The organism is Mesorhizobium sp. WSM2561, from assembly GCF_000513915.1.
Taxonomy (GTDB): domain Bacteria; phylum Pseudomonadota; class Alphaproteobacteria; order Rhizobiales; family Rhizobiaceae; genus Mesorhizobium; species Mesorhizobium muleiense.
In genome coordinates this window covers 1-13,755 of sequence record NZ_AZUX01000047.1, presented here as the reverse complement: position 1 = coordinate 13,755, position 13,755 = coordinate 1, and the positions used below count along the sequence as shown (strand labels likewise).

13 protein-coding genes and 2 pseudogenes are annotated in these 13,755 nt (G+C 59.7%); 2 read left to right on the top strand and 13 right to left on the bottom strand.

All coding sequences use genetic code 11. The features are described 5' to 3' along the window. Window positions 1-63: 63 nt before the first annotated feature. From M727_RS37775 to M727_RS0128165, 7 genes and pseudogenes are all read right to left on the bottom strand, one after another. Window positions 64-1,110 (bottom strand): OmpA family protein, encoded by a 1,047-nt coding sequence (locus M727_RS37775; protein WP_036263745.1) that lies wholly within the window; start codon window positions 1,108-1,110, stop codon window positions 64-66. After that, the gene (locus M727_RS37770; protein ID WP_051505776.1) at window positions 1,107-2,405 is read right to left on the bottom strand and encodes a hypothetical protein; all 1,299 of its coding nucleotides are present in this window, start codon (window positions 2,403-2,405) and stop codon (window positions 1,107-1,109) included. The genes M727_RS37775 and M727_RS37770 overlap by 4 nt, the downstream gene beginning before the upstream one ends. After that, window positions 2,405-3,223, bottom strand: coding sequence for a hypothetical protein (locus tag M727_RS0128190; protein WP_027155430.1), 819 nt, complete (start codon window positions 3,221-3,223; stop codon window positions 2,405-2,407). The genes M727_RS37770 and M727_RS0128190 overlap by 1 nt, the downstream gene beginning before the upstream one ends. Further along, complete coding sequence (locus tag M727_RS0128185; RefSeq protein WP_027155429.1) at window positions 3,216-4,655, bottom strand: hypothetical protein; 1,440 nt, start codon at window positions 4,653-4,655, stop codon at window positions 3,216-3,218. Before M727_RS0128185 ends, M727_RS0128190 begins: the two co-directional genes overlap by 8 nt. 671 nt (window positions 4,656-5,326) lie before the next feature. Further along, window positions 5,327-5,552: pseudogene (locus M727_RS40660) on the bottom strand (DUF736 family protein). Window positions 5,553-6,161: 609 nt separating this feature from the next. Then, window positions 6,162-6,575 (bottom strand): hypothetical protein, encoded by a 414-nt coding sequence (locus M727_RS0128170; RefSeq protein WP_027155427.1) that lies wholly within the window; start codon window positions 6,573-6,575, stop codon window positions 6,162-6,164. Next, the gene (locus M727_RS0128165; protein WP_027155426.1) at window positions 6,572-6,841 is read right to left on the bottom strand and encodes a type II toxin-antitoxin system prevent-host-death family antitoxin; all 270 of its coding nucleotides are present in this window, start codon (window positions 6,839-6,841) and stop codon (window positions 6,572-6,574) included. The genes M727_RS0128170 and M727_RS0128165 overlap by 4 nt, the downstream gene beginning before the upstream one ends. Before the next feature lie 576 nt (window positions 6,842-7,417). Here M727_RS0128165 and M727_RS40655 point away from each other — a divergent pair. Then, window positions 7,418-7,609: pseudogene (locus M727_RS40655) on the top strand (transposase); the annotation flags it as partial. 188 nt (window positions 7,610-7,797) lie between these two features. Here the strand turns inward: M727_RS40655 and queC are convergent. From queC to M727_RS0128130, 6 genes are all read right to left on the bottom strand, one after another. Then, window positions 7,798-8,526 carry a 7-cyano-7-deazaguanine synthase QueC gene (gene queC, locus M727_RS0128155; protein ID WP_027155425.1) on the bottom strand — a complete coding sequence of 243 codons (729 nt, stop codon included), beginning with the start codon at window positions 8,524-8,526 and terminating at the stop codon, window positions 7,798-7,800. Window positions 8,527-8,530: 4 nt separating this feature from the next. Next, window positions 8,531-8,884: a 6-carboxytetrahydropterin synthase QueD gene (queD, locus tag M727_RS40650; RefSeq protein ID WP_027155424.1), complete on the bottom strand. Its 354-nt coding sequence runs from the start codon at window positions 8,882-8,884 to the stop codon at window positions 8,531-8,533. Further along, on the bottom strand, window positions 8,881-9,516 hold the full coding sequence (queE, locus tag M727_RS40645; RefSeq protein WP_084646928.1) for a 7-carboxy-7-deazaguanine synthase: 636 nt from the start codon (window positions 9,514-9,516) through the stop codon (window positions 8,881-8,883). The genes queD and queE overlap by 4 nt, the downstream gene beginning before the upstream one ends. Window positions 9,517-10,200: 684 nt before the next feature. Next, window positions 10,201-10,452, bottom strand: a complete 252-nt coding sequence (locus M727_RS0128140; RefSeq protein ID WP_027155422.1) for a hypothetical protein — start codon at window positions 10,450-10,452, stop codon at window positions 10,201-10,203. A 101-nt stretch (window positions 10,453-10,553) separates the two neighbouring features. Beyond that, the gene (locus M727_RS0128135; protein ID WP_084646927.1) at window positions 10,554-11,342 is read right to left on the bottom strand and encodes an efflux RND transporter periplasmic adaptor subunit; all 789 of its coding nucleotides are present in this window, start codon (window positions 11,340-11,342) and stop codon (window positions 10,554-10,556) included. Window positions 11,343-11,624: 282 nt separating this feature from the next. Further along, on the bottom strand, window positions 11,625-12,794 hold the full coding sequence (locus M727_RS0128130) for an MFS transporter (RefSeq protein WP_027155420.1): 1,170 nt from the start codon (window positions 12,792-12,794) through the stop codon (window positions 11,625-11,627). A 596-nt stretch (window positions 12,795-13,390) separates the two neighbouring features. Here M727_RS0128130 and M727_RS0128125 point away from each other — a divergent pair. After that, window positions 13,391-13,755 (top strand): hypothetical protein (locus tag M727_RS0128125; RefSeq protein ID WP_027155459.1); only part of this gene is annotated, 365 nt, incomplete at its 3' end.

The following is a 13,755-nucleotide window of genomic DNA, read 5'->3' as shown; positions in this document are numbered from 1 at the left end:
CCCCATTCCCTGAGTCCCCCAACTCAATGCTGTGTGCGCTAAGCCACTAGCATTCTTTCCCACTCACGACTTCGATCCCCCAGCTGGCGCGAGATCCGTTTCTCGCGACCGCTGCCTCACCCTGATTTCAATTCGTCGTCTTGCCTTCACGTCACCAGCCTGCGCTCCGTCGGTCAGATGGTCGCCAGGCAATATCAGCTGGCCACCCGACATCGGCAGGATGGTGAACCCTTTCAGCTCGGGCATATCGCGAAGTATACTCGTGACCGAGATTGCTCGCGCCAGTCCAAGGCCGGCGTTGTCGGCCGGATGAAGCGTACCGACTTCTACCTTGCGGGCCAGGACCGGTTGGAGACCTTTATCCATGTTCGATAACTGACCGGACATGGCCTGCTCGTCCGTGTGTCCAATCACCTCGATGACGTCGACGCCGTATGACGTTGCAATGCCCGCAATCGTCTTCGACAGATCCCGCAACCGCGTCCTGAAGCGATCGGAAAGCTCCGCACTCCCGGTATCGAAATTGTAGCCATCGAGTTCGCTGAGACTGATGATCGGCGGCCAATCGTGCGGCTTGGCAACCATAGGCTCATCTGCCTTCTTCAATGCATCTGAAAGGTCCTTGAAGGTCTTGGCCGTACCGGCGTAACCAAACTCCTTCAGCACCTTCGTGCGCTCGATCATCGCCTTGGCTTGATCAACGTCGACATCGTTGTCGGAAAGGACCCTCGTGACCGGGGCCTGTTTCACCGCTTCTTCAACCGAAAGCCCTGCCTTTTTGATGCTTTCAATGTTCTCTTTAGCTAGGACCAGCTCACGCCATTGCTGGTCGGGCAAGTTGCGCCCTGTCGCTGGCTTGACCATTTCATTCAGCTGAGCAAGGAGCCGCTTGTTTTCCTCGTCGAGCTTACGCGATTCCTGCTTGAGGGACTGGGCAATCTTCTGCGCCTCTGCAGCCTCTTTCTGCTTCTTGGCGATAATTGCGCCGGCTGCAAGCAGAAGGCAGAACACCAAAAGCAGCATCGTCTCGGCCATCGTCAGCCCCAGGATCAGGCCGCGGCCGTAGCCCTTGCGCTCAAAAGCGACCGCTGTTCCGCCGGCCTCGCTCACCGGCCCCACCAACCGCTTTTTCTCGGCGGTTCAGCCTTCTCTGGCGCACCGCCCAAGGGTTGGAAGGAATCGCCTTGCGAACGGTCGGAGATCTTGATTATCGCCTCGCTGGCGGCAGGTGTCACTGCGCGAGTTGGGTCGATTGCTATTGCGTCGTTGGCAGCATGGTTGGCGCGAGCCAACTGAAGACTCTTTTCTGCTATCGTTGCAACGAGTTCGCTCGTGTCCTTACTCTGCTTTTGCACCACTGCCGCAAGCGCCTCGGTTAGGCGCTGCTGCGCTTGAACAGTTTCTGCAGTCTTCTCGGCCGCGGCGGCCGCCCGTTCTACACCACTCGCCACCTTCGTCACTGCATCAGCCAGACCGGTCATACGAGCTTGTTGCTCCTGCGAGGCCGTTTCGGTTTTGACCGCATACTGGGCGACAGCGCTGCCGATGAGCTTTACCATCGGCGCCAGATCGTTCTTTAGCACCTCGTCAGGAACGACAACCTTCTCCAGCTTCGTGGCCACTGTGTCAGCCTGCTCACCGAGCTTACCGACCGACGAGGACATGGAGCTGTTGGCCTTGTCGAGCAAGTCAGCAGCAGCTTCGACACGCTTCGCAATCGAAGAGAACTGACTTTCGACCTGCCCGAAATTGTCTTTAAGCGCGTCACTGATTTTGCCTGAGGCCTCTTGCACCGGCTTAATCGATTCCATGGCGATCTTGTCCAATGCGGATCTTATGTGCTCGCCGTTCCGCTCTGCCTGCACGGCAATCTCTGCGAAGCCCTCTTCGAGCATTTGATGGCTGATCCGGCGAAAATCGGCAAACTCCCTGGTGACGCTCTCCATCTCGGCTCTTACTCGCCGTGTCATATCGGCGAGTTCGTGCCTGGCGGTCCTCTCGATATCCGCAGGGTCGCGGCGCATCTGATTGTAGAAGATTCTGAGCGCGATGCCTGTGATGGTCGACGTGATCGCGATACCGAAGTTCCTGACGATTGCATCAGTCGAGCCTTCCGACCCGAACTGGAACAACGAGGCGCCGAGGCTCGTCAGGGTGAACAGGAAGCCCATGTAGTAAAGATTGTCACCGGTCTGCTCATCGTGAAGGCGCAGCTTCCCGGTGAAGATCGATATGCCGAGGTAAAAGAGCATCAGGCATACAGGTGCACCCGCCGCCACGATCGGGTTTACGCCTGAGAGCTTCGCAATGGCGATGAAAACGCAGCCGCCGAGCGTCAAAGCCGCGAATACAACGAGCGGAAACCCTCGATGCCCCAGCAGGGAATTGCCGCGGTTCCTCGCCATCAGTTTAACCCCTCCAAGCCAACCAGCTTTTCGAACTCGCCATGATGGCTCTGGACCCATTGCGTCCAGAACTCGGCGTGATCCAGCGACCGAAATGGCTTCTTTGGCCGGTCGATATAGAGAATTGTGACGTCCACCCCATCGAGCGAGGTGCCGTAGGTCCGATCGGCGGCGCTATTGACGTATTTCTGGTAATCGAGACCTGATCGGTACTGCGAATAAAGCGCCGTATGTTCGATCATGTCCGAGGCGACCACCAATCGCTTTGCGCCACCCTGTTTCGCCAAGCTGCTATCGAAGAGCGACAGTTTGATTTTCTGAATGCCGGCCATGACCGGAGACTGGCTCGCCGAGGCAGCATTCGGAATTTCATCAGGAAGCTTGCTCAAAGGATCGCCGAAGGCGTTTTCCCATTTCTTTTGACGACGCGCCGGGTTGTTTGTCCAACTATCCACCGTCGACCCGTCGCCTGGGTTGCATCCATCGAACATCACGGTCAGGTCGCCGGGGGCCGAGTTCAGCGTATAAATTCTCACATAGCCGCCCGGCTCGACCCGCCCGATCGTCTTGCGGAACTCGTTCTTCAGATCGGCCATCGTCGTTGCCGAAATCGGATCGGTGGCGTCGATCAGAACTGCCGTCAGGCTGACGGGGCCATCCAACGGGCAATTCGTGTTGGCTTCGATCTGACCCTTGCCAGATCTTGACCACATCCAGCCAAAGCCGACCAACATCGCAACAGATAGCACCCCAAGGGCGACAGCCGCGAAGATGGTGCCCGCGTTGCCCTTCTTGCGCCTGCGGACCCGCCTAGCCATTTGCGCTGTCCGGATGAAGCTTGTCGAGCTCGCGGTACTGCTCGATTCCCCGCTCGCATTCCTGACCGATGAGGCGAACCTGCCCGTTGAGTTCGTCCTGCGCCTTCCGGATCGACGCCCCAATGTCTCCTTCGCTCCACTCGCCGTCGCCCGCCACGTGAGGTTTGATGCGATCGAGTTTGTAAGGCGCCCCGAAATGTTTTGGCGCAGGCTCCGTTCTGACCTGGATGTTCGCTTCCCTGTACTTGGAGAGAAGCTGGTTGCAGGCTCGCTCCAACTGGTCCTGATGCTGTGAAAAGAGCCCCAGAAGCCTCGACCGATGATCAACGATCGCACGATGCTCCCTGCGACGACTGCCGAGTTCCTTGACGATGTCCTCAACCTTTTGGTTGTGGTCGTCGCGAACGTCTTGCAGATCTTCAATCAACTCCCTCTTACGATCGATATAGTCCTCCCGCTTACGGACCAACCGATTTTCGACGCCCGCGTAACCCGGATAAGGGTCGAGTACGAACCAGCCGTCTATAAATGCGAAAATCGAAAACATGAGGCCGATCGCAAACAGCAGCCACGACTTCACGTCCATGAGGCCCGCCGGATTGGCGAGCATGTTTCGGATGACCTCTGCACCCGCCCCGTCCGCGAGCGAGCCACTCACCTCTCGATAGTGCGCCAGTGCCAGGTTGATCGTCACGGCCAGACCGACATAGACAACGATTGAAACGATCCCCACCAACGTCCCAAAGACCGACCGGTGGGTGACCAGGCGGGCGCAGAAAACCGCGAGAAGCAAAGCCGCGCCGATGTTGATGAAGGAGAATGCTGCTGCCTCCAGGATGCCGCCAAAGAACCCCTGCTCGTTCCCTTTGGAAAGGAAACTCCCGTTCATCCCTGTTTCGATAAGAAAAAGGAACAGCAGCAGCGAGAGCCGTAAAAGATGAGCCGCGCCGTGCTGGACCCGCGCCGCGCGAACCAATCCGTGCTTCTCTTTGAACCAGGCGTGCTCTTTCTCAGCGTCGTCAAGAGCCCTCCTCAATCCATGAAGTTCATCCAGCCCGACCGCAACCGAAGCTTTGAAATCCGACACGCTGGCCGCGTTCGCCTGACGGATTAGACCGAACTGTTCTTCGAAATCGAGGCCGGCGAGACGTCCGCCGAGAAGCTGCAGGTTGTCCTCAAGAGTATGATACGAAGCCTTTTTCTCGTCCTCGACGCGTTCGATGATGGCATGTTCGACATCGTCAAGATTTTTAGCGCTCTTCGGGGGCTGGTTGCGCTCGCCACGCTCCCTCCCAACACCAGCGATATCCATATCGCGATCAATCTTGGCGACATCCAAGCTGCTGAACAGCTGGGTACTCGCTCGGAAATCATGGTTGGACTCGCGCAGAGACTCGCGCAACCTATTTAGCTTTTCGAATTTAGAGCCCACGCCCTTAGTATCCCAACTTTTTTCGCCCCCGGGCAGAATGCTTTCTATGCACAGTAGCGCTAAAGGGCAACTATAGGCGTGCGATCGTCGTCGGTCCTGGTAAAGTCGGGTTCATCTGCCGCAGATTGAGTTTCTTGGCTGAAGGCAGCGCTGACGCGCACCCGTTGGGCACCCGGTGGCGAAAGCCATGCGCACGGGTGGTACACTGATAGGACTGACCCGGTTCTTCATTTCAAGTGCTGCGGCAACCAGGATTGCCATCTGCTCAATCCCGACCAGGTCAGGCCAGCGCGAGATGGTGGCTATTTCGTACGGCAACCTCAACCCTACGCCGAAATGATCCGCCATCGGGTGAGTGGTTTATCCCCGAAGAGCGCGTCCAGCCATCGCCGGATGACCGGTTTCATATTTGCGAGTCTCTGGTCCAACGTACCGGGTCGGCAAACTTAGGCGCAGATGGACGTGCTTCTTCGCGCCGCGGGGCCCAAGCTCAATCGGGGGAAGCCGCAACAGTGGAGCGTCCATGGTGGATCATTCGGTCCGGCGCCTTTGAAGAATGCCAAAGCGAGCGCGACCAAGCCTTCGGGCGGTGAATCCGCCACAAGACAGTTCTGAGCCTCCGTTTTTTGCCGGATCGCGACTCCCCGAGGTGGAGCGCCGCGTGAGCCGCCTCAGCGCGACCAGAAGAGGGCATATCCGTCCTCGTTCTCGACGAGGCTGGCGTAGATCGGAGCGGGCGCCGATCTCGTTGGCGCCTGCCAGCGCGCGGAGGTCGGGCGACTTGTCACTTTCCTTATCGGCTAGGATGAGGCGGACCTTGACGTTGAGGTTGAGGGTCTTGATGACTCCGGCAAACGAGCCGTCATCGTTGCGGGTAAAGGTGCCGATCTGAGCCATGGGTCTTCTCCTTTTGCTGTATCAGGTCGCGACCATCGCGGCCTTGATGGCATCGGAGAACACCGGGCGACCGACCCGCACCCGAAGGGCCGAAATGAAATGGAGGGCGGCGCGGGCCGAGCTTCTTGCTAGCGCGAGGAAGCCGCGCGCAGGCTTCAGCCGAGCACGGCGGGGAAGAAGGTCGGCGTCACGACGTTGCGGGATCGAGGTCGGGCTGCAGCAGCCGGACGCGGTGTGAGATAGGCCAGCAAGAAGGCCAAGTGGACGCGTATCTCAGGCAGTCTCATGAAGAAGGCCCTGCTCATGCCGCCTAAATTCATTCCGATGACGACATGCAGAGCTCAGACGCTGCCTTGCATCACATTCCGGTCGCTCACTGCCGTGATAAGGAAGGCGACGGTCGCCACTTCGCTCCTGGGGATTTATTTATGTGCGCATGGCGATCGGGTGCGGGGCACGGGTGGTGAGTATCACCGTTTGCGGCGCGCTGTAGCACACGTGACCGATGGCAATGACGGGCGGCTATATCGAGATCGCGGGCTTTGATGCGCTGGCCAAGGCCACCTAGGGACGCCCGGCGGCCGAGATCCGACAGGCGGCCGAACTTGGCTACCGAGTCCGTCTTACGCCCACCAAGGCTTCTCGGCGCGCGACGAATTCGCGAGCCAATGGCAGGAAGAACGCTTTGCTCAACCGCCCGAGCGGCGGATCAGGTTCAAGATAGAATGACTGCCCGACTATGTCAGTGTTGTACTGGTCAAAAATGATCCAGACCCGCAGCGCGGCATCGAGGCCGGCTCGGCGCTTCTCGATGTCGGGCAACTCCACAGCGAAGCGGCCCGGCTCAGGTTGTTTGGTGGTGATCGGGAAAAACAGAATCAGGTCGCCTTCGGCACGGGCAAGGCGCACACCTACCACAACCGGCCGGGACTTGCGGCCCTCTGTCTCACCGCTGGCAGCTTCCCGCGCCCAGAGATAGGGATAGCGGATGACGCTGGCCGTCTGAATATCTTCGAAGCTCACGGCTGAAACATTTCTTCTGAATCAGCGTAGGCCTCGACCGCGTCCTCGAACTCCTCCAGCAGGCCGTCGGACATTGTCTCGATTGTGCCAACGGCGCGCTTGTCCACGCTGCCGCGCAGGCGCCGATAGTCTTCGATGCTAAGAAGCACCAGGCGCGGCTTTTTTCGTTGCGTTATTGTCACGGGATGGCGCATCGCCTCGGCGATGATATCGCCGGATTTGCGCGACAGGTCACTGGTCGAGTAGGTGCCACCGGACTTCGGCATCGCGATCTCCTGAATTTGCTGTTATTGCTGTATTTTACAGCATTCATATTGAATCTCAAGCGCAGAACTAACCTGTTACGACGTCCACATGTGGGCGCCCGGACAGCTCACACCTAGGCCAGGTGCTTCGGCCGAAGTCATGCGCATCAACTCTCCGTCCAGGCGGCGCCCCCCCGTCCTGCAATGAATATCAGCAAAGCAAAAGCATTGTCGACCAGCGGCGCTTAGCTAGGATTTGCCCAGGCTGTGCAGCCTGCCGCTCCCTCCTATTGGAATGGTGAATGCACGTAATTGGTTTGGCCCTATTGGGCGACGATCAGGAAGGTGAGCACTGACATCGATTTCGCCCCCAAAGGGATTGAACCGTGAATACAATCAACCCTGCAAACGTCATGGCGACCGCCGCCCAAGTGGATGCGCGCTCAAGTGACCGAAGCTCCTGCACCAGCCTAAAGCCCGCCGCGCCCGGCCAGGCCCTTGTCACCGAGCGGTTTGCTGCGAGAGCGGTCGTCCTCTCATCTCCCCGCCCGCGAGCGGGCCGTCAGGCTCCCTCATCCGGCTCGGGAGTAGAACTATGTCTCGGTCGCTGTCATCATTGCCGTCGGCGTCAACAGTGACGGCCGGCGCGAGGTGCTCGGCATGGAGATCGGCACCTCGGAATCCGAACCGATCTGGACGGAGTTCCTGCGCAAGCTGACGCGTCGCGGACTGCGTGGCGTCAAGCTTGTCGTCTCCGACGCCCATGAGGGCATCAAGGCTACGGTCACCAAGCGATCGGACCACAGAAGAGCTTAGCTAAAGAGGAGCGAGTCGGCTGTAAAAGTATGCGCCTTTGCCAAATCGCAGGCGCCACAATAATATACCGGGGACAACGGCTTCCAAAGTCCAGTGTTGAGTTTTTGCTGCTCAATGGAACGAGTAGGAAATATCCCTCAACGTGCCGAAGCCAAATTGCCTTACGGGCGCGGGTTCGGGTTCGACCTGGAGGAGAGGAAGCGTTCCCAACCTTGGGCACGCAGTTCGCATGCTGGACAGGTCCCGCACCCGAAACCCCAGGCGTGAACGTGCTCGCGGTCGCCATTGTAGCAGGTGTGGGTTTCCTCACAGATGAGCTTGACCAGCGCCTCGTTTCCTAGCCGCTCCGCCAGCTCCCAAGTCTCCGCTTTATCGATCCACATCAACGGAGTGTGGATCACAAAGCGCGTCTCCATTCCAAGGTTCAGAGCGAGTTGCATCGCTTTGATCGTGTCGTCTCGGGAATCGGGGTAGCCCGAGTAATCCGTCTCACAGACTCCAGCTACCAAATGCCTCACGCCTCTGCGATAAGCGACAGCGGCCGCGAACGTCAAGAAGAGAAGGTTGCGGCCAGGCACGAAGGTATTCGGGAGCCCATTCTCCTGCATCGCGATTTCGACACTGTGGATGAGCGCAGTTTCGCTCAGATCTCCAAGCACCGCTATATCGACGAGGTGATCCTCGCCCAGTCGAGCACTCCAACCCGCAAAGTCCCTCCGTAGTTGATCGAGCACGCGGGGCCGGACGTCTAATTCGACCCGATGACGCTGCCTGTAATCGAAGCCGATCGTCTCGACGCGCGCGAATGTCTCGAGCGCCCAAGCCAAACAGGTGGTTGAATCTTGGCCGCCGGAGAAGAGAACGAGCGCAGTCTCGGAATTTTGTTGCATCGTCTCACCCTTCATATTCGGCCCAGCATTGCGGCGTTTCCCAAACTATTACCGACGCAATTTGCGGCAGGATGGGTTTTATTCGGTCCCAGATCCAGATCGCGATATTTTCGGCGGTCGGATTTGTTAGACCCTCGATCTCATTTAGGCAGTGATGGTCAAGGCGCTGCAAAAGGGGGGCGAAAGCAGCCTCGACATCGAAGAAGTCCACGACAAAACCCGTGTCCGGATTAACTGAGCCTGCGAGACGAAGATCCACACGGTATGAGTGGCCATGCATTCGATGGCAGCGATGGGATTCGGGCACTCGGGGAAGGCGGTGAGCTGCCTCAAAGGTGAAAGCTTGCGCGATTTTCATGGAATTCCCAAGAACTTGTGGGTTTGAAGGGTGAGCCGCCAGCGTGGATTAGCAAGGCAATAGGCGACCGCTGCCGCGGTATTCGCGTCGCGTTCAGGTCCATCCATCGGTTGGAGCAGCAGGTGGTCGAACGCCAGGCCTTCGAAGCACTCCGGCTCGGCATTAAGCTGAGGATAAATAAGCTTGAGTTCGTCGCCGGCCCTGACCACGAGTGGAGCACCGGCTTTCGGACTGACACACAGCCAGTCGATGCCAGCCGGCGGAAGGATGGTGCCGTTGGTCTCCGCAGCAATTTCAAAACCTGCGGCGTGCAGTGCCTCTATCAGCTCTTCATCAACCTGCAGAAGGGGTTCCCCTCCGGTAAGAACGACAAGGCGATTCCTTAGCCCAGACCCGCGCCAGGCCCGTTCAACGGCAGATGCAAGCCCCTGTGCGGTCGCAAAGCGTCCGCCCCCAGAGCCCTTCGTACCAACGAAATCGGTATCGCAGAATCTGCAGATTGCCGTAGCGCGGTCGGCTTCACGGCCCGACCAAAGGTTACATCCCGCGAAGCGACAAAATACGGCGGCCCGCCCCGCATAACGCCCCTCACCTTGTAGCGTGTAAAAGATCTCCTTGACGGCGTATGACATGGCTAGGCTACCTTCGATTGAGCGGGTGCCGCTCCCTCCCACACCATGGGCGAGAATTGGCGTATGTCGGGAAGGCACGTTCTGGACAGCGCTCCCGCTTCGATGCCCATTCCCGAAGACCCACTCACCCCGGACACGAAGCTAACGTCATAGGGCGGCAGCCGAGCGGAGGCTTCTCGCTCCCGGTAGCCTGTCATCATATGTAGCACCTGAATCGCATACTCTTAGCGACAGGGTTCTCTGGCAAAAGGCAACACACAATCCTGCATGAGAGCTTCTCAATTTTAGGCCGCTTGGATCTCTCGCCGCGCATATCGTAGAGCTGCCGGATTGCGGCTGGCAGACCCCTTTTCTTGACACGGGGCGATGCCAATCATCGATTGCACTCTGTCGTTGAGCAGATTTTCGGTGAAACGGACGACACGGATCGGCTTACACTCAGGTTTGGAGCCAGCCCTTCCTCGCCACCGCATCGGGGTTGGAAGTTCGGTCAAGCGGGGGAAATGTCAGGGCCGACACAAGGCGCACCCACCCTTGTGTCCGCACTTGGCTGCCTCAGCAGGCGGTAGCTGGCCTCGAGCAGTCCATCAGAGATGTGGCACAGACGCGCGCGAGCTCAGGTGCCAGTACGGGGTCCGCGCCCCGCCAGCGCTGCGCTTGTCTTTCGACGTTGCGATGGACCGGTCAGTCCGTGTCGGTGATGCCGCTGTCCTTTCGCAGAACGATCTTTTCGCCCTCCGCGAAGCCAGCAACCATTTCTGCGTCCATTTGGTTCACCAGCCCCACACGCACGCGGCGTGGCTCGGTCGCGCCGTCCCCTATCTCGACCCTCGCGCTGTAGAAACCCTGCGGATCTGGACCGACGAGCGCACCCCTCGGGGCAAGCAACACGTTATCAACCACGCTCACCGTAATCGTCACCTCAGCGGTCATCATCGGCAGAAGCTTCCCGTCATTGTTGGGTGCCTCAAAAAACACATTGTAACAGACCGCCTTCGGCTCCCCCGAGCAGCCGCCGCCAGGAGGTCCCTGGTTCGTCAGAAGAGTGGATGGGCCGGCTCCACTTCCATCACCAGGCTAGCTCGGTTCGTCTTTCTGTCTCCGGCTGTGGTGAAATGCACCGGCTGCCCGACCTTGACGCGTTCGACATCTGCTTCGGAAAGTTGCACTCGCGCCCTCATCACGTCGGTCTGCGCGACGACAGCAATAGCCCGCGAGGTCTGCGTCTGTCCCCGTTTGGCCTCGAGAGCGATCACCCGTCCGTCTATCGGGGATGTGATCTGTGTATAGCCGAGATCGTTTTGGGCCTTTTCGACCCCGGCAGCCGCTTCTTCGACCTGCGCTGTCGATTCATCGAGCTTGGCGCTGGCAGTCCCGGCGGCGACTTCGGCGTCCTGAAGAGCAGCGCTCGAAATGACTTGGCTCGCAGAGAGTTGCCGCTGACGCCTCAGGGCACGCTTGGCCCGGTCGAGCTCGAACTGCCTCGAGCGTTGGGCTGCCTGTTTCTGGGAAAGCAAAGCCCTCGCCACGCGCAATCGGTTCTGCTGCTCGAAAAAATCCATTTCCGCAATAAGATCACCTGCGTGAACGCTGTCCCCCAAGCTGACGTGAAACGCCGTCAATTGGCCCGAGACTCGCGTACCGATTTGCACAAGCGGTGAGGGTTCCAGAACCCCGATTGCAGTTATGGTCTCCGCCAGCGAGCCCCGCTTTACAGTAGCGGCCGGTGCCGAATTGGACGATTGCCTGCTTGGCGCTGAAGCGAGCCAAACAGCTGCCCCAACGGCACACACGGAAAGCCCAAGGAGGAAAACACATCGTCTCATGATCTCATACCAGTCACTGATTTTTTGTTGCTAGAATTTCGAGGAGAGCTTGGTTTTGGTGGATAGGAGCCGGACCGGGCCGGCAGTCGGTCGGTTGCTTTATTCCCAATTCCTCGAACTCCCATCCCTTGTGGATCGTGGTCATTTCAGCGCCGCCCTCACATCTTTTTCGGCCGTAGCGACCAATCTCTCTTATCCTTCTGATCCGACCCTCCGGGTCCTGCTGCTCAAGGGTGGGACACGGGCTGATCCCGCGGAATGTGTGTGATGCCGAGATGCTGCCTACGCCATCCGCGTTTGCAGGACAGTCCGACGATCGAGAAACTGCAGCAGCACCGCGACGGTCGCCGCCAGCAAAGCGAGCACCGCGCCGACCAGCGGCAGGTTGGCATAGGAAACGCCCCAGGAAAGAGCCACGCTGCCGATCCAGGCGCCGCTGGCATTGCCGACGTTGAAGGCGCCCTGGTTCAACGTGGCGGCGAGGTTCGGCCCCTCGGAAGCGGCTTCCACGACGCGGATCTGAAGCGGCGGCACCACGACGAAGGCAAGCAGGCCCCACAGGAAGACGATGCCCACCGCCACCGTGGCGACGGCGCCGAACTCGGTGAAGGCAACGAACAGCAGCGCCAGCAACAGCAGCGTGCCGATGACCGTCGGCATCAGCTTCCAGTCGGCCAGCCGGCCGCCGATCATGTTGCCGATGGTCATGCCGGCGCCGAACAGCAGCAGCACCCAGATGACTGCCGCCGTGGACAGGCCGGATACGTCGGTGAGGTAGGGCTTGATGTAGGCGAAGACGGCAAACAGGCTGGCCGAGGCGAGTGCCGCGATCAGCATGGCCAGCCATACTTGCAGCTTGCCGAGCACGCGCAGCTCGCCGCGCAGCCCGCCGCCGCTGGGCTCGGCGACGTCGGACGGTACCAGCCAGGCGATCGCCGCGACCGAGATCAACCCGATGCCGACCACCGCCAGGAAGGTGGCGCGCCAGCCGAAGGCTTCGCCAAGCGCCGTGCCGGCGGGCACGCCAAGGATGTTGGCGAGCGTCAGGCCGGCGAACATAAGCGCGATGGCGCTCGCCCGTTTGTTGCGCGGCACAAGGCTTGCGGCAACGACCGAACCGATTCCGAAGAAGGCGCCGTGGCCGAAAGCGGTAAAGACGCGCGCCGCCATGAGTAGCCAGTAATTGGGCGCGATGGCGCAAAACAGATTGCCGACGACGAACAGGGCGGCGAGCCCGACCAGGACTGGCTTGCGCGGCAGATTCGCGGTGGCGATGGCGACGATTGGCGCGCCGATGACCACCCCCAGCGCATAGCCGGTGACCAGCTGGCCTGCGGCGGGAATGGTCACGTCGAGACTGGCGGCGACCTCCGGCAGCAGGCCCATGATGACGAATTCGGTGGTGCCGATGCAGAAGGACGCAATGGCAAGCGCAAGGATCGGCAAAGGCATGGGGCGTCCAGACTGGCTCGGGGACATTCGCGGACAGCCACGCATGTATCGTTCCAACGAAAAGTCGTGCTGAAACAAGACGATGCCGTTGATACAGCGACGTCGCATGTCCGACATCGTCGGACATCGGACCGAATGCCGCGCGGGTCCATACCGCGAGAGAAGGCTTTCCGGCTGAGATGCCCACGCCGACCAGGACCACAGGTGCCGTTGTCGTGCCGAGCAGTTCAACACCCTCATCGTCTGCGACTAAGGCTGGGGGACCCGAACGGAGAGCCCCGCTATGTTTGACCCATCTGCCGCGACCCTGCGGCAAAGCATTCCATCAAATCGCGCAAGCAAGGCGAGGCAGCTTGCTTCGGAGCTTGGTACAAGTCGCGGGCATGAGGCTACACGTCAACCGGCGCGGCGCTTGCAGGCGGCGCTCGGACGATCTGTCGAGTTGCGGGCTGGCAAATCGGCCGATTCAGACACGTTTTCGATCAATCTTCGGTGGTGCTTGACCCAGATCAAGGTTTGTCCGTTTACGGCATGCTCTCGTCACCCGGCTTCAAGGAGAATGATATGACGGCGGAAACCTTTTGGGGATCACAGGCATGCATATAATGATTGCTGCAATTGGGCTGGTGGGAGCGGCGGCGTTCTGGTGGTATCGGATGAAGGCAATGAACGATGCGGCGCGCGAGGTCGCGGACGTCGTCGGGCGTGTGCGAGGGAACATTCGCCGCAAGAGACTGCGCAAGCAGGCGGCGCTCTCACCGCTGACGGCGATCGACGATCCGGTCGTGGCGGCCGCGACGCTGATCACCGCCATCGTTTCCGAGGACGGCCCTGTCCTGCCGCAGCGCGAAGCCGCGATTCGGTCGGTGATTTCGGAGATTGCGGACGACAAGAAGACCGATGAGGCCGTGGTCTACGCCAAATGGGCGGCGTCACAGATCGACGATGCCACGATCGTCAT